We start from the raw sequence: 21,334 nt of genomic DNA on the forward strand, positions 1-21,334 counted from the left end.
GCGGCCGCGGGTGCGGGACGATGGACCGTACGGGCGGCGAGCACGGGGTGGACGACATGGATATCGAGGGGACCGGCGGAGCCGGCCGACAGGGACCGGGCGGCGGGGAGCGGCGCGGCGGAATGCCGCACGGCGGGCGCGGCGGAATGCCCGGCGGCGGGCGCGGCCCCGTGCCCGGTGGCGGGCGCTCAGGGGGAGCCGGCGGGGCCGGACACCTCGGCGGCGGGCACGGAGGCGGTGGGTACCCAGGCGGTGGCGGGTACGGCGGTGACGGCGGGTACGGCGGCGGCGCGGACGGGGCCGGCTGTCCCGGCGGCCCCGCGGACTCCGGCCACCCCCGGGGCGGCCTCGGCCGCGAGACCCTCGGCGTGCGGTGCCCCGTCTGCCGACGCGAGCACCGGTACGCGGCGACCACCTACCCCTGCCCCTGCGGCGCCCCGCTCGTACCGCCGCTCCAGCGCGGGGGCGCGGTCGAGCCGATCACCCACCGCACCTGGAGCGACGACTGGGTGGTCGTACGCTGCGAGGCGTGCGGGCGCCAGGACCAGTGGCCCCAGCCGGAGCTGGGGTGCTCGTGCGGCGCGGTGCTGCGGATCCCCGTCCAGCCCGTCAGCGCCCCGCCCGCCCCGCTGCCCCTGCACATCCCGGTCCCGCCGACCGCCGCTCCCCCGCGCCCGGCGTTCCGGCCCGTCACCATCCGTACCGCCAGGGACGCGGTGACGGCCGCCGCGCTCTATCTGAAGTGGCTCGGCTTCCGCGACGTCCTTCAGTCCGAGGCGCGCCCCGCCTCCGGGATCGACCTGCGCGGCCCCGGCCTGGTCGCCCAGGTCGATCCCACCACCCGCCCGGCGTCGCTGCGGGCGGTGGAGTGCCTGTGGCTGAACGCGCTCAGCACGTCCTGCACCGGCGTCTACTTCTCGCTCGCCGGCTACACCAAGGACGCCCGCGCCCGTGGCGACGAGCTGTCCCTCCCGCTCTTCGTGATGGACCTGACCGGCACACCCCAGCCCGTCAACGAGGCGGCGGACGAGCTGGTGGCGACGGGCCCCTGAGCCGGGAGGGGCGCCCGGGGGCCCGCCGGAGCCGCGCTACTTTCCGTACCCCTCCCTCAGCTCCACCTTGCGCACCTTGCCGCTCACCGTCATCGGGAACTCCGTCAGGATCCGCAGGCGGCGCGGCACCTTGTAGTGCGCGAGGCGGTCGCGGCAGAACTCCGCGATCTCCTCCCGCGTCGGCGGGTCCGCCGGGTCGCGGGGGATCACGCACGCTAGGATCTCCTCGCCGTACCGCTCGTCGGGCACGCCCACGACCTGGACGTCCGCGATCTTCGGGTGGCCGTGGAGGAACTCCTCGATCTCGCGCGGATAGACGTTCTCGCCACCCCGGATGATCATGTCCTTGATGCGGCCGACGATCTGGACGTAACCGTCCTCGCGCATCGTGGCGAGGTCCCCCGTGTGCATCCACCGCCCCGCGTCGACCGCCTCGGCGGTCCGCTCGGGTTCGCCCCAGTAGCCGAGCATCACGCTGTAGCCGCGGGTGCACAGCTCGCCCGTCCCGCCGCGCGCCACCGTGACGCCGGTGGCCGGGTCCACCACCTTCACCTCGATGTGCGGCAGCACCCGCCCCACCGTGCCGGTCCTGCGCTCCAGGTCGTCCTCGACGCGGGTCTGCGTGGAGACCGGGGACGTCTCCGTCATGCCGTAGCAGATGGACACCTCCGCCATGTTCATCTCGGCGACGACCCGCTTCATCACCTCGGCCGGGCACGGCGATCCCGCCATGATCCCGGTACGCAGCGAGGACAGGTCGTACGTGCCGAAGTCCGGCAGGTTCAGCTCCGCGATGAACATCGTCGGCACCCCGTACAGCGAGGTGCACCGCTCCCGCTCCACCGCCCGCAGCGTCGCCGCCGGGTCGAAGGACGGCGCCGGGATCACCACGCAGGCACCGTGCGAGGTGGCCGCGAGGTTGCCCATGACCATGCCGAAGCAGTGGTAGAAGGGCACCGGCACACAGATCCGGTCCTGCTCACCGTAGGAGAGCAGCTCCCCCACGAAATAGCCGTTGTTGAGGATGTTGTGGTGGGAGAGCGTCGCCCCCTTGGGGAAGCCGGTGGTCCCCGAGGTGTACTGGATGTTGATGGGGTCGTCGCACGACAACTCGGCCGCCCGGGCCGCCAGTTGGCCCGGCGTCACCGACCCGCCCGCCGCCCGCAGCGCCTCCCAGGAAGCGTCCCCGATGTAGTGCACCGCCCGCAGCCCGGGACACTCCGGACGCGCCTGCTCCACCAGCGCCCGGTAGTCGCCGGACCGGTGCGCCGGCGAGGCGACCAGCAGCGAGACCCCGGCCTGCTTCAGCACGTACGCGAGTTCGTGCGCCCGGTACGCCGGGTTGATGTTCACCATGATGGCGCCGATGCGGGCCGTGGCGTACTGCACGAGCACCCACTCCGGGCAGTTCACCGCCCAGATGCCGACACGGTCGCCCTTGGCGACGCCGCTGCCGAGCAGGCCGCGCGCCAACTCGTCGACGGCCGCGCCGAACCGCTCGTACGTCCACCGCCGCCCGGACTCCACGTCCACCAGCGCCTCACGGTCCGGCCAGGCGGCGACGGCCCGGTCGAGGCTTGCCCCGATGGTGTCGCCGAGCAGCGGGGTGCCGCTGGTGCCGTGGGCGTAGGAGAGGTCCGTCATCGCAGGTCCCCCTCGTCGTACTCGGCCGTCGAGCCCGCCGCCGTCGCCTCGCGCAGCTCGATGCGGCGGATCTTCCCGGAGACCGTCTTGGGCAGCTCGCCGAACTCGATGCGGCGGATGCGCTTGTACGGGGCGAGGACCGCGCGGGAGTGCGCGAACAGCACCTTCGCGGTGTCCGGGCCGGGCTCCCAGCCCGCCGCCAGCACGACGTACGCCTTGGGCACGGCGAGCCGCAGCGGGTCCGGCGCGGGCACGACGGCAGCCTCCGCCACCGCCTCGTGCTCAAGCAGCGCGCTCTCCAGCTCGAAGGGGCTGATCTTGTAGTCCGATGCCTTGAAGACGTCGTCGGCCCGGCCCACGTAGGTGATGTAGCCGTCCTCGTCACGGGAGCCGATGTCACCGGTCCGGTAGTAGCCCCCGGCCATCGCCTCGGCCGTACGCTCCGGGTCACCGTGGTAGCCGGCCATCAGGCCGACCGGGCGGGCGGAGAGGTCGAGGGCGATCTCGCCCTCGGCGGCGCCGGGCTCGCCGGTCACCGGGTCCAGGAGCTCCACCCGGTAACCGGGGCTCGGCCGGCCCATCGACCCGGTCTTGAGCCGCTGGCCGGGGGTGTTGGCCACCTGTACGGCCGTCTCGGTCTGCCCGAAGCCGTCCCGGATGACCCGGCCCCACACACGCCGGACCGTCTCGATGACCTCCGGATTGAGCGGCTCACCCGCCGCGACGACCTCGCGGGGCGGGTTCCGCAGCGCGCTCAGATCCGCCTGGATCAGCATGCGCCACACCGTGGGCGGCGCGCAGAAGCTGGTGACGCCCGCCCGGTCCATCGCCGCCATGAGCCGGGCCGCGTCGAAGCGGCTGTAGTTGTGGATGAAGACGGTGGCCTCGGCGTTCCACGGGGCGAAGAGGTTCGACCAGGCGTGCTTGGCCCAGCCGGGCGAGGAGATGTTCAGATGCACGTCGCCGGGCCTGAGCCCGATCCAGTACATGGTCGCCAAGTGGCCGACGGGATACGAGACATGGGTGTGCTCGACGAGCTTGGGGCGGGCCGTGGTGCCGGAGGTGAAGTAGAGCATCAGCGGATCGTCGGCCAGGGTGACCCCGTCCGGCTCGAACCGCGCCTGCGCCCCGAACGCGTCGTCGAAGTCCAGCCACCCGGGAACGGGGTCGGCGCCGTGCGGCTTCACGGCGATCCGGGTGTACTCCCCAGGTACGTCGGCGAACTTGGCGGTGTCCTCGGCCCGTACGATCACCTGCCTGGCGCGCCCCCGCTCGATCCGGTCCCGCAGGTCGGCGGGGCCCAGCAGCGGGGTCGCGGGGATGACGACCGCCCGCAGCTTCATCGCGGCCAGCGCGGTCATCCACAGCTCCTGCTGATTGCCGAGCATCACGAGGACCCGGTCCCCGGCGCGTACGCCCCGGGCCCGCAGCCAGTTGGCCACCTGGTCGGAGCGCAGGGACATCTCGGCGTACGAAAGGGTGGTCTCGCCGCCGTCCTCCTCGACGATGTGCAGCGCGGTGGCGGCGTTGCCCTCGGCGATGACGTCGAACCAGTCGAGCGCCCAGTTGAACCGCTCCGGGCGCGGCCAGGTGAAACCCCGGCAGGCCGTGGCGTAGTCCTCCCGGTGCTCCAGCAGGAAGTCCCGAGCGGCCCGGAACTCCTCCGTGGCGCCGCGTGCGTCCATGTGCCCTCCTCGTTGCCTGGCCACGCTCCACCACCGTGCGGTACGTGACGTACGTGACCAGGTCTCTTTACCCCCGCACGGGGGTGCGGGGGAAGCCCGCGGGGCATACCGCCGTCTCCCTCGGGGATTCCGGGGACCGGGCGTGCGCCGGATCGCCCCGGATCGCTCCGGGCCATTCGGGGTGTTCGGGGGCGCTCGGGGGTGCGATCTCGACGCATGGCAACTCGAAAGAGGGAGAAGGGTTGCCGGGAAGGGGTGCCAGGAGACCGTCAAAATCAGTCGGAACGGGTCAACATGGCGTCAGGAGGCGGCCTCCGGGGGGCCGGCGGGCATAACGTCGGGGCGGCGCGCAGAGCGGCGCGCCGCGGACCGCACGGCAGCGGATCGCGTGGCACCGGGTCGCGTGGTCGTGGGTCGCGTGGTCGTGGGCCGTGCGACCTCTGGTCGTGTGTGGCTCGACCCCAACGGGCCGGGCCCGCGCGGACCGACTCGTACGGACCGACTCGTACGGACCGACTCGTACGGACCGGACCACGTGGACGGACCATGTGGACCGGACCACCAGAACCGGCTCCACACTTCGCCTTGCCTTCCCACCGGAGGACACCACCATGGACACCCTCACCCTCGACGAGGCCGACCCCGACGAACGCCGCCCGGCGGCGCCGCTGTACGTGCCGGTCCGGCTCGGCTCCGCCGGAGGACGGCAGCTGCGGTTCTGGCGCACCCCCCTGGGCGTACGGACCGCCGTCGGCTTCACCAGCCCCGAACGGCTGTACGCGGTGCTCGGCCCCCGCCAGCGCTGGATCCGGCTGGCGGAGCCCGCGCTGCGCTCGCTCGCGGTGCCGCTCGGCGTGACCACGGTGACGATCGACCCGCACATGACGGCCCCGGCGCCGGTAGCCATACGCACCGAGCCGCTCGGGCAGCCGTGCCCGCGTCGCGGCGGCTGGGACCCGGACATGGCCGGGGTGACGCGCGTGCCGGGGGCGACGGGGGCGAGGGGCGCTGCGAGCGCCCCGGCGACCGCCGGGGCCGCTGCCACGGCGGTCCCCGCCCTCATGACCTGAGGAACGACTGACCTCCCGAGAGGGCGAAGGTGGCTGGGAACCCCCTCACATCCCCGTCAGTTCCCCGTCAGTTCCCCCTCACCTCCCCGAACCGGACGTCGTACGAGGTGACACCGACCGGGGTCATCGCGGCGAGGAGCCGTTCGCCCTCCTCGGCCACCTCGTCGCGCTGAGCCCGCCCGAGGGTCCCGAACGGCTGGACGGTGAGCACGGCACGCCCCTGCCTCGCCACCTCCTCCAGACGCCACACCCCGGCGAGGAAGCCGTCCACGAGGAGGGTGGGAAAGGCCTGGTTGCCCTTCCAGGCGCGGCCCCAGTACGCGGCCGGGATCACCCGCGTACGGTCGGCGTGCGACAACAGCAGGTTGTCGAACTCGGGCAGGAAGCGCGGCGGGGCCGGGGTGTCCTCGTCGGGGCGGGGCGCGTCCGGGAGGTCGAAGAGCTCCACGCCGTTCTCGTCCCGGAAGGTGAGGAGCCGGGGCCGCAGCCGGTCGAAGACCTCGCCCAGCCGGGTCAGTCCCGCCCAGGTCTGCATGTCCTTGACGGAGGCGGGCCCGAAGGCGGCGAGATACCGCAGCACGGTGTCGTCGGGCGCCGGGACCGGCCCCGGCGCCCGCCCCAGCCACTGCTCGGCCGTGGTCAGCGCGACCTGCCCGCTGCGCCCCCACAGCCCGCGCGGGGTGACCTGCACGAGCGGCAGCACACACCGCGCGGCCAGGGAGAGCGCGGAGGGCTCGGCGCCGGGCCATTCCCGACCGAGGACGTCCCGGAGCTCCTTCATGGTGTACGGCCGCTCCTCGACCAGCGCCCGGACGATCCCGGCGAGCCGCTCCACATCCACGCCCTCCAGCTGCCCCCGGAACTGCCTGAGTTCGCGGTCGCGGGCCGCCTGGACGAGCGGGCGCAGGGTGAGGACGTCGTCGGCGGTGTGGAGGTGGATGGTGGAACGCAGGGTCACGATCCGTACGAGCTCGCGGGACTCGATGAGGTCGGAGAGCTGCTCGGGCCGGAATCCGGCGAGGCGGGCCCAGAGGGCGAAGTAGGGCGGCTTCACGTTCTGCGCCTGGAGCCCGACGAGATGCGCGACGGCGTCCTTCGGCGTGAGCGCGGAGGCGCGGCGCAGGAGGTGCTGGCGGTCGAGGGTGGCGCGGTTGAGGGCACGGGGGGTGGTGGGTGAGGCCATATGGGCACGCTAGCGCGCATGGAGGACACATCCTGTCCGCGATGGCCGACGGTGTCCGCGATGCCGGCGCCATCCGTACAGCACCCCCAGCGGTGTCCCCAGAGGTGTCCCCAGCGGGGCGCGCCCAGACGGATGCCCAGGCGGAGGCCAGGCAGATGCCCGCACAGATGACCACCCAGGTGCCCGCAGAGACGCCCTCAGGGGTGTCCGGAACGCCAAGCCTGTGCCATTTGGTCCGTATATCCTGCACCGGGACGGGCAAGGCGAGACAGAACGAGACGGTTTGGGCGGCGGAGGGTGCGAGAGGTGAGGCCATGACCGACCGGGGAAGGGGCCTGAACAGGCCCGTACCGTCCGGCCCCTCCGAACCCTCCGACGGGGGACGGGACGCCGAGGGCTCCGCACCCCGCAGAAAGCACGCCTGGCGGCGCCAGCCGTCTCCGCCGCCGAGCGCCCCGGCGCCGCCGCCCCCGACGCCCCCGGCTCCGGCCGCCGCAGGTGCCGTACGACACGACCACCGCAGCGTGGTGGATGCGGCGCTGTACCGGGACGGGCGCCGGGTCTCGTCCCCCGACACCCTCGCGGAGACCTTCCGCCGACTTCGCGAGACCCCCGACGGCATGGCGTGGATCGGGCTGCACCGCCCCTCGGAGGCCGAACTGCACTCGCTGGCCGCGGAGTTCGACCTGCACCCGCTGGCGGTCGAGGACGCGCTGGAGGCCCACCAGCGCCCCAAGCTGGAACGGTACGGCGAGACCCTCTTCGTGGTGCTGCGCGCGGCCCGGTATCTGGACGCGCCGGAGGAGGTGGACTTCGGCGAGCTGCACGTCTTCATCGGCCGCGACTTCCTCATCACCGTCCGTCACGGCGCCGCCCCCGACCTCTCGGCGGTGCGGCGCCGCATGGAGGAGACGCCCGAACTGCTGGCCCTGGGCCCGGAGGCGGTGCTGTACGCGATCCTGGACGCGGTGGTGGACGGCTACGCCCCGGTCGTCTCCGGTGTCCAGAACGACATCGACGAGATCGAGACGGAGGTCTTCGGAGGCGACCCCGAGGTGTCCCGCCGCATCTACGAACTCTCCCGCGAGATGGTGGAGTTCCAGCGCGCCACGCGCCCGCTGGTCGGCATGCTCCACAGCCTGATGGCGGGCTTCGCCAAGTACCGCACGGACGAGGAGCTCCAGCGCTACCTCCGCGACGTGGCCGACCACGTCACCCACACCAGCGAACGCGTGGACGGCTTCCGCCAGGCCCTCACCGAAATCCTCACGGTCAACGCGACCTTGGTGACGCAGCAGCAGAACGCAGAAATGCGGGCGCTGGCCGAGGCGGGCTTCGAACAGAACGAGGAGATCAAGAAGATCTCGTCGTGGGCGGCGATTCTGTTTGCTCCCACGTTGGTGGGAACGATCTACGGGATGAACTTCGAGAACATGCCGGAGCTGGGGTGGGGGTTCGGGTATCCGTTCGCGATCCTGCTGATGGCCGTGGTGTGTGTGAGCCTGTACTTCGTCTTCAAGCGGCGGGACTGGTTGTAGCAGGGAGACGTGACCGCGCGATGTTTCTAGGAGTTGCCTCCGATTCGGTCACATGCACACCTGCTCCTTCACGGCGCCATGAGGGACAACGAGGGACATGGAACTGACCATTCGATGTCCTACGAATGCCGCTCACCCCGCCCTCATGCGCAAAGCATGCAGAGGCCCGGGCTGTCACCATGAGGGATATGAGGGCGGCCAGCCAGGCTCTCGAGCTGGAATTCTAGTCGGAGTGTCCGCTGGCGTCTATCGACGATTTTCGATACAGCGATAGGGATTCGCTTTCACCTCTCCGACCCTGGAGGTTGCCTTATGATGCGGGTCGGAGGTAGCTGGCCATGCGCGTGGAACAGTTGGAATACCTGGAGGCAGTCACACGTCTGGGGTCACTGCGTCGTGCCGCGGAGGAACTGCACCTATCCCAGCCGGCATTGAGTGAGACGCTGCGCAAACTGGAGCGGGAACTGGGGGTGGAGCTCCTGGAACGCAAACGATCCGGATCGAAGATCAGTCATGAGGGACGCGAACTGCTGCCGCACATCGCTGCGGTACTGGACGCAGTCGACCGCCTGCGCCAAGCAGCCGGCGAACACCGCCACATCGGCCGCACACTGCGACTGGGCACCGTCAACGCGGCCACCGTCACCCTCCTGACACCAGCCATCCGCGAGTTCCGCACCACTCACCCCTCCACCCAAGTAGAGGTGATCGCGGACCGGCACGACGGCGTACAACAACACCTCGCTGAGGGCGGATTCGACCTCGGGCTCGTCAGCTATCTCCGCGATGACGACCTTCCACCCGGTCTGCACACCACCGAACTGCTCCGCGGGCGCCCTGTCGTCTGCATACGCCAGGACAGCCCACTGGCCGCACTCAAGGCGGTCACCGTCACCGACCTACTGACTCAGCCTCTGATCGCCATGCGGGCCGGCTACGTCATGCACCGCTACATCCACCGGCTCCTCAGCGACAGGGCACCAGCCTTCTCGTACTCGGCCGACGGCGCCGAAATGGGCAAACTCATGGTCGCCGAAGGACTCGGCGTCACCGTCCTGCCCGACTACAGCGTGCATGCCGACCCACTGGAACGTAGCGGCACCATCACCTACCGCCCTCTCGCAGACGACGACACTGAACTCTGCGTGATGGTCCAACGACGCCATACACACTCGGTGCCCCCAGCAGCACACGATCTCCATTCCATCCTCATACGCCGAGCCGTAGAACACCGCACAAACGCCGGTGACACACAGCGCTGATTCGGGATCATGGCGATACGGATCGTTCTTTCGGAGTGCCCTGGTTCTTTCACTCCGGGCGCCTTGCCCACATGGCGAGGGCAGCGGGACGTGCTGGTGATCCAGACCCCGGGATTCCTTGGCAAGTCGTCACTGAGCAGTCCTCAACGTTCCTCGCCGTTCCGGTGGCCCTTACGGCGCTCGATATAGTTGATCACCAGATTGGCAAGAGCAACCAACAGTGTGGCTAGTAGCGCCGGAATCCAGGGGTGCTCGACGTGGAGCCCGGGTGTGAGGGATTCAACGAGCAACGCTCCCAGAAAGGTCGTTGCTACGGATATGGCCATGTCCGCGCGGCGTTTGATCCCGCCGGGAATTCCCATCAGGCCCAACGCAAGGCGTACAGGGGCGGCGAATACCGTCGCGACCAGACCGCAGGGAAGGCACAGCAGGACCGCCCAGACGAGAGAGCTGGTGCTGTCTACTTCGATCAAGTTGCTGGAGAGAAAGGCGACAGCCAGAACGCCCGCCAGCGTCATCATCGCCAAGGCAGCGAGGATGCCGAGCCCCAGGCCCGTCATGCCGAGGGCGGCAGACACCTTCTCGCGCGTTGACAGAGAGGCCCAGGTGGGTTCATCGGGCCACTGGGGCTCCACGATGCACCTCCTTTGTACAGGAGAAGGGGGAAGCGGGCGACACCCGGACCGGTCGGTATGCCGCCCGCGAGATCAACAGTCTCAGGCAGCGACCGTCATGATGGCCATCGCGAGATCCTTGGCGATGTCAGCTGGGACACCAGCCTTGACCAGGGCGATGGTCAGCGCAGTCTCGCTCCAACTCTCGACGTCCTCAATTGCGTCGGCAACCTTGCCGCCGTTGCGCTTCATAAGGAAAATTCGATATAGCGATAAGCATTACCATCAAAACCACGGCGTGGCCGAGGGTGTCGTTCCTCTCCGTAGGACCTGGGACGCCGACGGTGTCCCGAGAGCTCGCGAGCGCCCTGGTGACGGTCAGGCCGGCCGGACCACCCTTGAGGAGCCAGGTTTTCCGGCGTGGGAGCGGCTTACAGAGTCGGGGGTGCCGTCCTCGTTCGGAGCCCCGGCGGGAACGTCGACGTCGTAGTCCCCTACCGCGATCGACGTGCCCGTCGCGAGCCGTCTGCGTGAGCCTGTGCTTCATCTTCACGCGGCGCGACTGGCTCCAGCCCCCGCGCCCCGTGGGACGAGCGACCCCGCGCTCGGCCCGCGCCTCATCCGCCCCACTGGCAGAGCCGCCCCCCACCGTCAGCACCGGCCAAATCGGCCGAGCCGTTGATACCTATAATCTCGCAGATGTCCTCGCGAATAGACCTCAGCACCACGTCCGCCTCCTCGCCCCCCGGGCGCCGGCCGCGTGTGGTTCTGTGGGCTGTGGCGGGGGTGGTCGCCCTCGGGTTCCTCCTGGCCGTGGAGGTCGTGTCGCGTCACTACGGTGCGGCGGGGCCGGTCACCGTCCAGGCGCGGGAAGTGCTGTTCCCGCCGAAGCCGGGGCCGCTCTACGGCGGGCTTGCGCTGATGATGGTGGTGCTCACCTGGCGGCAGCGGTTCATCGCGCTCGGTGCCGCCATCGGCATCGACGTCCTCTTCGTCCTGGGGCGGTGGGCCGCCGGGGCCGAGGTGCCCGAGGGGCATCCGTTCGGCAATGGCGCGTTGTGGGTGATGCTGGGCTGCGCCGTCTTCGCGATCACCCGGCGGACCGGGCGCGAACGCGTCCTGCTGCTCAAGGGCGTCGGTCTGGGGCTGCTGCTGGTGGCCGGGCGCAAGACCGGGGACGCCTGGCTGTTCATCACCTCGAAGAGCCGCCCGAAGGTGCTCGACCCGTACGTGGCCATGGCCGATCACGCGCTGGGCAGCCCGTCATGGGTGGTGGGCCGGGCCGTCGAGGCCACTGGCCCGGTCGGCTCGTACCTCCTGCACTTCGTCTACGGCGAGCTCGCGGTGGCCGCGATCGTCGTCGCCGTGTACCAGCTGCGCAACGTGGCCGCCGAGCGCCGCTTCCCCCGCCACCACCTGGTGCGCACCTTCCTGGTGATCGGTCTCCTCGGCCCGGCCGTCTACATGGTCTTCCCGGTGGTCGGGCCGGTCTTCGCCTACGGCCCTGGCGCCTCCGGCACCGGCGGTGCGGAGTGGGCGGTGGCCAACCTGTGGCCGCACACCCCGGCGGCGATCGCCGTCCCGCATCCGGTGCTCTACGACGGGCTCACCCCGCGCAACTGCATGCCCAGCCTGCACACCGCGTGGGCCACAGCGATCTTCATCCACTCCCGCCAGGCCCCCCGCCCGATGCGGTACGCGGGGACGTTCTGGCTGGTGGCCACCCTTACCGCCACCCTCGGGTTCGGCTACCACTACGGCGTGGACCTCGTCGCCGGTCTGGTCTTCGCGCTCACGGTCGAGGCGGGGCTGCGTACGTACGACCGCGGCTGGGACCGGTCCGGCGTCCAGCTCGTCGCCTACGGGACGGCGGTCTTCGCCGCGCTCCTCGTCTCCTACCGCTGGCTCCCCCTGCGGATGGCCGCGCATCCGTGGGTGTTCGGTCCCCTCCTCCTGCTGGCGCTGGCCTCCGTGGTCTACGGATATCTGCGGACCACCAAGGAGTGGGAGCCCAAGCCCGCACCGGCCCTTCTGCCGGGACCGCAGCCCGAGCTCGTCTGAGAGGCGAGGCACCGGGGGCCGCACAGAAGAGAGTCAGTGGAGGGAGGTGCCCCCTCCCCCGCTCGTCTCCCCTTGCCCTTGCCCTTGCCCTGCCCCCTTCGGGCGGGCCCCGCCTTCGCTTGCGGACGGAGCGCCGCTGGAGTCCCCGTGGACGCGGGCCGGCGAATCCGCGACTTCGTGTGTCATGGACCGGACAATCGCGCATCCTCCTAGTACGCACTGTACGAAAACGAAGGGTGACGACGCCATGAACCGATCCACCTCCATCGGCCGGGGCCACCGGGCGGGCCTCGTGCTCGGTGCGGCCCTGGCGTCCACCGTGCTCTGCACGGCCCTGAGCGCGGCCGCGCCCGCCACCGGCGCTGCCGGCCCCGGATCCGTCGCGGATACGGGCGCGCCCACCGGTGTGCGGCCCGGTGCGCCCCAGGGGCCCGCGCGCCCCTGCCCCGTCGTCTGGTTCGACCTCGGCGAGACCCTCGTCCACACCGCCGACGACGGCAGCATCGGCTACCAGCCCGGCGCCGCCGCCTATCTGCGCTCGCTGCGCCTGCGCCACATCGGCATCGGTCTGATCACCAACGTGCCGCCCTCCTGGGGCGCGACCGACGCCGAGCGGGCCGCCAGGCTGAAGAAGGAGGTGGACACCGCCTGGCGGGACTCCGCGCCCTTCGCCTGGGACGACTTCGGCAACCGGATCCTCACTCCCCGTACCGACGCGGAACGCAAACCCGCGCCCGCCCTGTGGCAGCGCGCGAAGGCCGACTCGGGGCCGTGCCGGGTCGTCTACCAGGCGGAGACGGCGCAGGAGGTCCAGGTCGCCGGGTCGCTGGGCTATCTGCCCTACCAGGTGGGGCAGCCCCGTCGGCCCGCGTTCCTGCCGGTCGGATTCGTCGAACTCCTGCGCCGCTGGCCCCGCTGAGCGGCGCCCGAGCCCACCGCGGTCACGCGGCCGACGCGCGCGTACCGCGCATACGTATCCGGTACGCGCGCACCGCGGCTACGTACCGGGCGGTGGCCTGCGCACCCCTCCTCCCGTCGCCCTTACCGCCTCCCCGGCGGGACGGCCGCCCGTGGCCGGGTCCTTCCGGTCCGCCGCCGGGGCTCCGGCCCCGGCGCGGTCGCGTTCCACCACTCCGCTGCGCAGCAGCAGCTGGACCACGGCCAGGAGCACCACCGTCGCCAGCGCGCTGTGCCACAGCAGGGCGTCCAGGTGGCCGGGGGAGACGTAGGCGCCCACCGCCACCGCCGCCAGGGCGCACACCGCGCGGTCCACGAGGCTCTCGATCGACAGCAGCGTGGCGCGCGGGGCGTCGGCGGGTACGGCGTCGTTCATCAGCTTGCGCTGCACCGGGTACGCGAAGCCGGTGGCCGCGGCGAACAGGCAGAGCAGGGCGACGACCGCCCAGGGGCCGCCGAGCGTCATGGCCGCCAGCGTGCCCGCCAGCGCCAGGCTGAGGACCGACACCCAGGCCACCGGTGGCAGGCGGCGGCTCAGCCATTGGGGGCGCGCCGAGCCCACCGCCTCCGCGACCGTCATCGCCGCCAGCACCGAGCCGTGCGAGGCCTCCCCGACCCCGTGGTCCAGCAGGATCGGCTGGAAGAGGTTGACCTGGCAGATCCGGGAGAGCGTGAAGACCGCCACGCCCTGCACCATCACCAGGGCGAGCCACGGGGAGGAGGCGACGCAGCGCAGTGCGGCGCCCGCGTCCCGCAGGAACGCGCCGCCCCTGCGCCCACCGCCCCCGCGGCCGGTCGCCTTCTTCGTGCCGGCGCCCGCACCGGCGAGCCGGGGAAGGGCGACGGCGCAGGCCAGCGAGCCCGCGGCGCTGGCGGCGCTGAGGACGTACGGGGCCGCGTGGGCGACGCTCATCAGGGGCCCGACCAGCGGCCAGCAGACGACCTTCGCCGCCAGCCCCAGGGCCCGGGCGGTGCCCTCCGCCTTCAGATAGTGCGCGTCGCACTTCTCCGCCCGCAGCCCGTCGTAGAGATAGGCGCTCGCCGCTCCCGAGGTCAGGGAGCGGCCCAGCGCGATGGCGAGGAAGTGGACCAGGAAGCCGGTGTACGAGGCGGCGGCCACCGGGGCGAGGTTCGCCGCCGTCATCACCACCGCCCCGGCCCGCAGGCAGTTGCGGGTGCCGATCCGGTCGGCGATCAGCCCGGTGGGGATCTCGAAGAGGCAGAAGGCCACGTAGTAGATGCTCTGGATACCGAAGATCTGGCCGTCGGAGAGCCCGGCCTCCTTCTGGTACGCGTAGAACACCGGCATCCACCACAGCAGGTTGAACAGCAGCTGGAAGCCGTAGTTGAGGCGGATGATCCGGCGGGCGGTGGGCGTCAGCGCCCCCGTGCCGGGGGGCGCGTCCGCCAGGCCCGCGCTCACAGCGCGTACGGGCGGATCTGGACCAGCCGGAAGTCGCCCCGCTCCGTCATCAGCCACTCGATGTCCAGCGGCCGGTCCAGGTCGTCCGCGCTGAAGTGCGACTGCAGGAGCCGCCCGGTCAGCGAGAGGTCCGCGAGCCGGGCGCGGGTGGTGGCGGGCAGCCCGTCGCCCCAGGAGCCCAGGGCGACCGTGCGGCCGCCGCCCTCCACCACGTTGTACAGATACTGCTGCGGCAGCACCGAGCCCTCGACCACGCGCTCCGGGGAGCCGGGCGAGCAGTTGAGGTAGACGTTACGGAAGTCCTCGCGCCGGGTCGGGTCGCAGGTCACCAGGACGCCGCCCAGGGAGGCGGGCACGTACTCCTGGATGATCACACCCATGTAGGTGTCGTCGAGGGAGATCCCGACCTGGTGGCGCAGGCGCACGCTGCGGGGCGACACCAGCGAGGCCCACACCTGGCGTACCGCGTCCAGGAGTTCACCGGTGCCGTGGACGGTGGTGACGGAGTCGTAGACGCCCGCCGCGGAGAAGCCGGGGAGGTCCTCGGCGTTGGAGGAGGAGCGCACCACCAGGCGCCCGTGGGCGTCCGGCGGGATCGCGAAGGCCTGGGTGATCTGCCGGGTGACCGACTCGGGGACGGGGGTATGCCGGATCAGCTGCTGGAGCTGGAGGCAGATCGGGTCCAGGACGTCGGTGGCGTCGAGTTCGAGGGCCATCTTGAGCTTGCCGATGCCCTGCTGGATGGCGGGCGAGGAGGCGAGGAAGTGCTGCTGGAGGGAGAAGGGGAGCGCGACGCCCTCGGGGGCGCCGACCGTCCTGGCCACGAAGTCGGCCGCGGCGAGGCGCAGTTCGGCCGTGGCGGGGGAGCTGAGGCCGAGGCGGGTGGCGAGGTGGCCGTAGAGGTCGTCGCGGGGCGGCCGGGGGCGGCCGTAGAAGGCGGTCAGGTCGGCGGTACGGCTGTCCAGGACGTGGTGCAGCTCGCCGAGGTTGGCGGCCTTGGTGCCGTACCGGTCGCGGTCCGCGGCGCGCAGCCGGTGCAGGGACAGGACGGGTGCCTCTTCGAGCAGGGGCGGCTCCAGGCGTATGCGCTGCTGGTGCCAGGCGGGGGCGCGCAGGACCGGCTCGTCCTCCAGCCGCTCCAGCGATATCTCGTCCTCCCCCACCCGGTAGCGCACCCAGGCGCCGTCGAGCCCGCCCTGCTCGACGAGCTGGTCCAGGTCCAGCACGATGGCGTTGGGTATGCCCCAGCCGGAGGCCAGCACATTGGTGTGCGAGAGCGGGGTGATGGGCGCGGTGTTGAGGAACCCGGCCACCCGGGGCACGTCGTCCGGCAGGCACGGCATGGCCACGATGTCCGCCCAGCCGAGCTCGGCCTCGGCCGCCGCGTACTCCTCGTTGGTACGGAAGTACCGCAGCCGTCCGGTGACCTCGCCGGGGTTGAGCGGGGTGCGGGTCCTGGAGCCGAAGAGCTCGTGGCTGAGGATGCGCGGCACCCGCCGTTCGCTGATCGCCGCCAGCTCCTCCTCCTGGCCGTGGTTGGCGGGTTTGAGCAGGAGGGGGAGCCTGCCGTCGACGCGTTCGCGCACGAACTCGTAGAAGAACTCCAGGAGCCGGCCGTCCATCGTGTCGGCCTCGGTCGTCTCCAGGACGAGGAAGGTGCGCCCCCGGCCCTCGGCGTCCTCGTCGGTGTGCAGGGAGAGCACGCCGAGCAGGAAGCGGCGGTCGGGGTCCATGTAGACGGAGGCGTTGAAGCCGTCAAGGTCCGCGTCCAGCTCCTCCAGGCTCATGCCGAGGACGCGGGTGGCGATGTAGTTGACGTGGAAGGGGTGCGCCGCCGTGTCGAGCAGGTGCCAGGTGTGCTCGGCGCGGTCGACGACGACCTTGAGGTAGGGGTGGCCGGCCAGGACGCCGGAGAGGGTGCGGAAGAGCGGCAGGGAGAGGTTCTCGCCGACGACCGTGCGGTCCAGGGCCCGGTCGGCGGCTCCGGTGAGCAGTTGGGCGGTCATACGGTGACCTCCTCGGGCCGTACGGCGGGCAGGACCCGCGGCAGGGCGTCGACCAGCGTCTCGAAGTCGCGCAGGACCGTACGCGCGTCGGTGGCGGAGAGCAGGCACAGGGCCGCCATGGTGTTGGCGCCCGCGGCCGGGTCGTAGACCGGGACGACGCTGCCGTCCGGGAGCGAGCTCTCCGCGACGACCGACAGCTCGCTGCCCGGGCTGAGCGGTACGCTCCCGGCGACGGCCGGGAAGTCCCAGACCTTGCGGTCGTGCCAGGCCTCGCCGTCGCCGTCGACCGCGAGGACGACGAGGGAGCCGGCCGCGCCCTGTCCGTCGGCGGGGGTGCGGGCCTGTGCGGGCCACTCGACGGGGCGGCCGAGGAGGTGGTCGACGAGCATGCCGACGAGGTCCAGTCCGAAGACGTCCTCGATCTGCGGCACCGTCATGGCGCCGCCGAACCGGGCGGCCGTCTCGATCAGCCACATGCGGCCGTCCGCGCCGAGCTTGATCTCGGTGTGCGTGCCGCAGTCGCGCAGGCCCAGGGCGTCGACGGCCTGCCGCGCGAACGCCACGACACGGTCCTGGGCGTCCCCCGACAGCAGGGCGGGGGTGATGCTCGCGCGCTCGGTGAACGGCTCGACCGTGGGCATCCGGCCGCTGAGGCAGACCGGGTGGAAGAAACCGTCGGCGACGACGCCCTCGACGCTGACGTAGTCGCCCCAGCCGGGGTCGTCGAACCAGTCGGAGGCGGTGCCGGTCACGATCTGCTCGACGACGTAGTGCCCCTGCGCCTCGGCCACATGCAGCTCCGCGTACCCCAACTGGGCGGACTCGGCCATCACTTCGCGTGAGCGGCGCCAGGCGCCGGAGACCTCGTACGGGGAGCGGATGATCTGGTGCGCGGTGGAGCCCGCGCTCCAGGCCGCCTTGAGCAGCAGCGGGAAGGGCAGCTCACGGGCCGCCTCGTACAGGTCGGCCTCGGTGGCGACGGAGCGGAACTCGGGCTGGGACAGCCCGTGTTCGTGCCAGGTGCGGCGCATCAGGCGCTTGTCGCGGGCGAGCGCGGCGGCGGCGCCGGGCCCCGCCAGGCCGAGCGCCTCGCAGGCTTCGGCGACGGCGACGACCGCGTACTCGGAGAAGGTGAGCACCGCGTCCGCGCCCACGGTCCGGGCCCGTGAGACGATCAACGAGACCAGGTCGGAGCGGTGCGCGTCGGCCGTCACGACCGAGGCACACAGTCTCCGGGCGGAGTCCGCCACGACGGGAGGAAGAGCGCTGAGCGCCAGCAGGTGCACTTCCGCCCTCGCGGCCGTCCGGGACAGGACGTGACCGAGCGGCGGACCACCCTTGGCATGCACTAACAGCACCTTGCTCACTGAAGTTCGTCTCCATTCGTCCGTGTCCGTATGTGCTGTACGCGGGGGGCGTACGGGTCGTCGTACGGATCGGTGATGCGTGCCGGGTGCGGGAAAGCCGCCCGGTTCGTGTCGGGGCGTGTTCACCCGCTTACTCAAGAGGACCACGCGACCGGCGTTCCAAACGCCATGAGGGCCATCCGGTGTTCAGGCAAATGCCTGAATAGCAACGCCCGTTCGGGGAGTGGGCAGAGGCCGTGGGGGGTGCGGGGGCGGCCGTCACTTCGGCCGAGAACCGAGCATGCGCGGGATCGGGACGGGATACGCATCGCGTTGTGACTCTGCGTCAGCCAGTGGCGCACGGGTCGCACAGGGACGGAGGGACCGCTGTGGAAGACGCCAGTCTGAAGGCGCTGCTCGAACATTTCCCGGTGTTCTGGGGGGAGGTCGACGAGCCGTGGCAGGTGCGGGAGCGGGGCGGCGGCGCCCTCACCGGCCCGGGCGCGCCCCAGGCCGACGCCCGCCCCGGGCTCCCGCGCCGGTACGCCGCGTTCGCGGGCCTGGCCGACCTCGCCCCGGCCGCCGCCTTCATCCGGGACGGCGAGGGCCGCTATCTCTGGGCCAACCACGCCTACGCGCATCTGTACGGGACCGTTCCGGACAGACTCGTCGGCAAGTACATCGAGGACTTCGACGCGCCGGCCGAGGCCGTCCACTTCCGCGCCCTGGACCAGGAGGTCCTCAGCCGGGGGACGCCGGTGCGCCACACCCTGGACTACCGGCGCCCGGACGGCAGCGCGGGGCGGGCCGTGGGCCACCGGTTCCCGGTCCGGGAGAACGCGCGCACCTGTGTCGCCGGGATCTACGTGGACATCACCGACCGGCTGCGCGCGATGCTCCAGTGGCAGGCGGCCGAGGACAGCCTCCAGGCGCTGCGCGACCACAGCGGACTGCCCTGCGCGCTGCTGTCGGCGAACGGGCGCGTGGTCGAGGCGAGTACGGCGGCGGCCGAGCTCTTCCATCTCAGCCTGCCCGACCTGGTCGGGCGCCGCGCGCACACCCTGCTCGCCCCCGAACCCGGACTGGAGCGGCTGCACCGCAGGTGGGACGGGCTCATAGCGCGCCGCACCAGACGGGTGGAGACCTCAGCGGTGCTGCTCGACACCCGGGGGCGCCAGCGCCGCGCGCAGATCCATCTCACGACGGTGGGCCACTCCACCGCCCGGGCCCGGCACGTGTGGGCGGTCGTCACCCACCAGAGCCTCGCCCACGAGGCCCATCCGTCACTGACCCCCGCGCAGGTCCGCATCCTGTCGCTGCTGGCGGCGGGCAGCAGCAACAGCGAGATCGCCACCTCGCTGAAGCTGTCCCGGCAGACGGTCGACTACCACCTCAGCCGTCTGCGGGACCTCCTGGGCGCGGCGACCCGCCCGGCCCTCGTCGCCCGCGCCTATGTGCTCGGCATCCTGGCCCCGCGCGCCTGGCCGCCGCGCTCGGCCACGGCGGCCCATCCGCTGAGCCCGGCCTGAGGGGGACGGGGGCCGCGAGGGTCGGCGGCCCCGCCGCGGGCCGGCGCGTTCAGGAGGTGGCGACGTTGCGCCACACCGTGAGGTCCACGCCGACGAACTGGCTCGCCGACTCCTTCGGCGCGAATTCGCGCACGGTGACCAGGCCGTAGTGCCCGGAGCCGGTCTTCACGCAGATCCGGGAGCCCTTGCCGAGCTTGTCCTTCGTGATCGACGTGGTGTACCGGGTGTTGGCGCGGCAGCCGGCCAGGGTCCCCGGCTCGCCGGGCGTCAGCAGGGCCATGGTGTTCTTGGTCTGGTTGGTGGCGAGGGCGTCCCCGTTGATCGGGTCGGCCGCGTAGCCGAAGTCGCCCTCGTAGAACACGTCCAACTTCTGGGGCTGGGGGGGCTCGTCGGCGAAGTTCACCGAGTACCCCTGGGGAATGCTGATGTTGTCGTACACGGCTCCCTTCGGCGTCGCCGGGGGCTTGTTGCCGGAGCTGGAGCTGGCGGAGCCGGAGCCGGTGCCCGGAGTGGAACTGCTGGGCTGGACGCTGTTGTTGTCCTTGTCCCCGCGGGCGGGCGTGCCGCCGTCCGAGTCGCCGTCCGCGAGCTGGCTCACCAGGTATCCGCCGACGCCGATGAGCGCGGCGGCGGCCGCGACCGCGACGACCAGCGCGGCCCGCTTCCGCTTGCGCGGCGGCTGTGTCGGCCCCGTTCCCGACGGCTGGGCGGTGACGGTTCCCGGGGCGGGCGGACCGACGTACTGCGGCTGTCCGGGGTGGGGCTGCGCGGCGTGGGGCTGTACGGGGTGCGCATAGGCGGGCTGGGTCGGCGGGTGCACGGGCGGGGTGTGCGGGGCGGCCTGGGTCGGGGGGTACGCCGGGGGCGTGGCCGGGGCCGCCTGCGTCGGCGGGTGGGCCGGCTGGGGCGGCGGGGTCGGGGCGGCCGCCTGGGTGAGGTCGGCCGCGTACGAGGAGGGCAGCCAGCCCTCCGGGCGGCGCAGCGCCGGGTCCTGGGAGGCCCGGCGGCACATCTCGATGACCTGGGCGGGGGACGGCCGGTGGGCCGGGTCCTTGCTGAGGCAGGCGGTGACGATCTCGCGTAGCTCGTCCGGCAGGCGCGAGAGGTCCGGGTCCTCGTGCACGATCCGGTAGAGGACGGCGTGCGAGGACCCGTCGCCGAAGGCCGCGGAGCCCGTCGCGGCGAAGACCGCGATCTGGCCGAGGGCGAAGACGTCGGTCGCCGCCGTGCAGCTCGTCCCGGACGCCTGCTCGGGCGACATGAAGGAGGGAGTGCCGACGCTGACGCCGGTACCGGTGAGCGCGGTGGCGTCCGCGGCGCGGGCGATGCCGAAGTCGATCACGCGCGGCCCGTCGACCGCGAGCAGCACGTTGGACGGCTTGAGGTCGCGGTGGACGATGCCCGCCTGGTGGATGACCTGGAGCGCCTCGGCGATCCCGGCCACCAGCAGCAGCACGGTGCCCACCGGCATCGCGCCGTGGGAGGCGACGGCCGCGTGCAGGGACGGCCCCTGGACGTAGGCCGTGGCCAGCCACGGGCGCGGCCCGTCGGTGTCGCTGTCGACCACCGGCGCGGTGTAGAGGCCCTGCACCCGCTGCGCGGCCCGCACCTCCTGCTGGAAGCGGCGGCGGAAGTCGGGGTCCTCGGCGAACTCGGGCCGGATCACCTTGATCGCGACCGGGCGCCCGCCGGGCGTGTAGGAGAGGTACACCTTGCCCATGCCGCCGGCGCCGAGCCGGGCGCTGAGCAGGTATCCGGCCACGGACTGCGGGTCGTCCTCGGCGAGCGGCTGGAACACTCCCGCATCCGCCGCCGACCCGTCCGTTCCGCCACGGCTCGACTGACCCTGATGATCCGACACTGTTTGCCCCCGCATGTCCCTTTACCCGGCGCTTACGGCGCCGAGCCTATCGAAGCGCGGGCGCGGTGCGCGCTCACCGGACCTCTTCCCCTCCGCGTCCGCC

General features: G+C 71.9%; 16 protein-coding genes. 7 read left to right on the plus strand and 9 right to left on the minus strand.

What is annotated here, in order from left to right:
• Positions 1-368: 368 nt before the first annotated feature.
• On the plus strand, positions 369-1,052 hold the full coding sequence (locus tag ACZ4MU_RS20595) for a hypothetical protein (protein ID WP_467878675.1): 684 nt from the start codon (positions 369-371) through the stop codon (positions 1,050-1,052).
• Between the two features lie 36 nt (positions 1,053-1,088).
• On the opposite strand, the gene ACZ4MU_RS20600 is transcribed toward ACZ4MU_RS20595, so the two are convergent.
• Entirely contained in the window at positions 1,089-2,696 is a 1,608-nt protein-coding gene (locus ACZ4MU_RS20600) for an AMP-binding protein (RefSeq protein ID WP_467878419.1), read from the minus strand.
• On the minus strand, positions 2,693-4,381 hold the full coding sequence (locus ACZ4MU_RS20605) for an AMP-binding protein (protein WP_467878420.1): 1,689 nt from the start codon (positions 4,379-4,381) through the stop codon (positions 2,693-2,695). Before ACZ4MU_RS20605 ends, ACZ4MU_RS20600 begins: the two co-directional genes overlap by 4 nt.
• Before the next feature lie 611 nt (positions 4,382-4,992).
• On the opposite strand from ACZ4MU_RS20605, the gene ACZ4MU_RS20610 reads away from it, so the two are divergent.
• Complete coding sequence (locus tag ACZ4MU_RS20610) at positions 4,993-5,451, plus strand: SAV_915 family protein (RefSeq protein ID WP_467878422.1); 459 nt, start codon at positions 4,993-4,995, stop codon at positions 5,449-5,451.
• Positions 5,452-5,518: 67 nt separating this feature from the next.
• On the opposite strand, the gene ACZ4MU_RS20615 is transcribed toward ACZ4MU_RS20610, so the two are convergent.
• Positions 5,519-6,634 (minus strand): winged helix DNA-binding domain-containing protein, encoded by a 1,116-nt coding sequence (locus tag ACZ4MU_RS20615; protein WP_467878424.1) that lies wholly within the window; start codon positions 6,632-6,634, stop codon positions 5,519-5,521.
• Between the two features lie 314 nt (positions 6,635-6,948).
• Here ACZ4MU_RS20615 and ACZ4MU_RS20620 point away from each other — a divergent pair, with 314 nt between their 5' ends.
• Positions 6,949-8,172 carry a magnesium and cobalt transport protein CorA gene (locus tag ACZ4MU_RS20620; RefSeq protein WP_467878426.1) on the plus strand — a complete coding sequence of 408 codons (1,224 nt, stop codon included), beginning with the start codon at positions 6,949-6,951 and terminating at the stop codon, positions 8,170-8,172.
• 338 nt (positions 8,173-8,510) lie between these two features.
• Positions 8,511-9,434: a LysR family transcriptional regulator gene (locus ACZ4MU_RS20625; protein ID WP_467878429.1), complete on the plus strand. Its 924-nt coding sequence runs from the start codon at positions 8,511-8,513 to the stop codon at positions 9,432-9,434.
• Between the two features lie 143 nt (positions 9,435-9,577).
• On the opposite strand, the gene ACZ4MU_RS20630 is transcribed toward ACZ4MU_RS20625, so the two are convergent.
• Together ACZ4MU_RS20630 and ACZ4MU_RS20635 are read right to left on the minus strand one after the other, a co-directional pair.
• Complete coding sequence (locus ACZ4MU_RS20630; protein WP_467878432.1) at positions 9,578-10,069, minus strand: hypothetical protein; 492 nt, start codon at positions 10,067-10,069, stop codon at positions 9,578-9,580.
• An 81-nt stretch (positions 10,070-10,150) separates the two neighbouring features.
• A complete protein-coding gene (locus ACZ4MU_RS20635; RefSeq protein ID WP_467878435.1) occupies positions 10,151-10,300 on the minus strand; it encodes a hypothetical protein in 150 nt (49 codons plus the stop codon).
• Positions 10,301-10,747: 447 nt separating this feature from the next.
• On the opposite strand from ACZ4MU_RS20635, the gene ACZ4MU_RS20640 reads away from it, so the two are divergent.
• On the plus strand, positions 10,748-12,109 hold the full coding sequence (locus ACZ4MU_RS20640) for a phosphatase PAP2 family protein (protein ID WP_467878438.1): 1,362 nt from the start codon (positions 10,748-10,750) through the stop codon (positions 12,107-12,109).
• A 247-nt stretch (positions 12,110-12,356) separates the two neighbouring features.
• Entirely contained in the window at positions 12,357-13,028 is a 672-nt protein-coding gene (locus tag ACZ4MU_RS20645; RefSeq protein ID WP_467878441.1) for a hypothetical protein, read from the plus strand.
• Positions 13,029-13,106: 78 nt separating this feature from the next.
• Here ACZ4MU_RS20645 and ACZ4MU_RS20650 read toward each other — a convergent pair whose 3' ends face one another.
• Genes ACZ4MU_RS20650 through ACZ4MU_RS20660 form a run of 3 tightly spaced genes read right to left on the minus strand, consistent with a single transcriptional unit; the run spans position 13,107 to position 17,844 of the window.
• Entirely contained in the window at positions 13,107-14,489 is a 1,383-nt protein-coding gene (locus ACZ4MU_RS20650; protein ID WP_467878444.1) for an MFS transporter, read from the minus strand.
• Positions 14,486-16,495: a PEP/pyruvate-binding domain-containing protein gene (locus ACZ4MU_RS20655; protein WP_467878447.1), complete on the minus strand. Its 2,010-nt coding sequence runs from the start codon at positions 16,493-16,495 to the stop codon at positions 14,486-14,488. Before ACZ4MU_RS20655 ends, ACZ4MU_RS20650 begins: the two co-directional genes overlap by 4 nt.
• A complete protein-coding gene (locus ACZ4MU_RS20660; protein WP_467878449.1) occupies positions 16,492-17,844 on the minus strand; it encodes an ATP-grasp domain-containing protein in 1,353 nt (450 codons plus the stop codon). The genes ACZ4MU_RS20655 and ACZ4MU_RS20660 overlap by 4 nt, the downstream gene beginning before the upstream one ends.
• Before the next feature lie 386 nt (positions 17,845-18,230).
• Between ACZ4MU_RS20660 and ACZ4MU_RS20665 the strand changes: the two genes are divergently transcribed.
• Entirely contained in the window at positions 18,231-19,370 is a 1,140-nt protein-coding gene (locus tag ACZ4MU_RS20665) for a PAS domain-containing protein (RefSeq protein ID WP_467878452.1), read from the plus strand.
• 49 nt (positions 19,371-19,419) lie between these two features.
• Here the strand turns inward: ACZ4MU_RS20665 and ACZ4MU_RS20670 are convergent, their stop codons facing one another.
• Positions 19,420-21,246 carry a serine/threonine-protein kinase gene (locus tag ACZ4MU_RS20670; RefSeq protein ID WP_467878455.1) on the minus strand — a complete coding sequence of 609 codons (1,827 nt, stop codon included), beginning with the start codon at positions 21,244-21,246 and terminating at the stop codon, positions 19,420-19,422.
• Between the last annotated feature and the right edge of the window lie 88 nt (positions 21,247-21,334).

Source organism: Streptomyces sp. NPDC026377 (assembly GCF_055567715.1).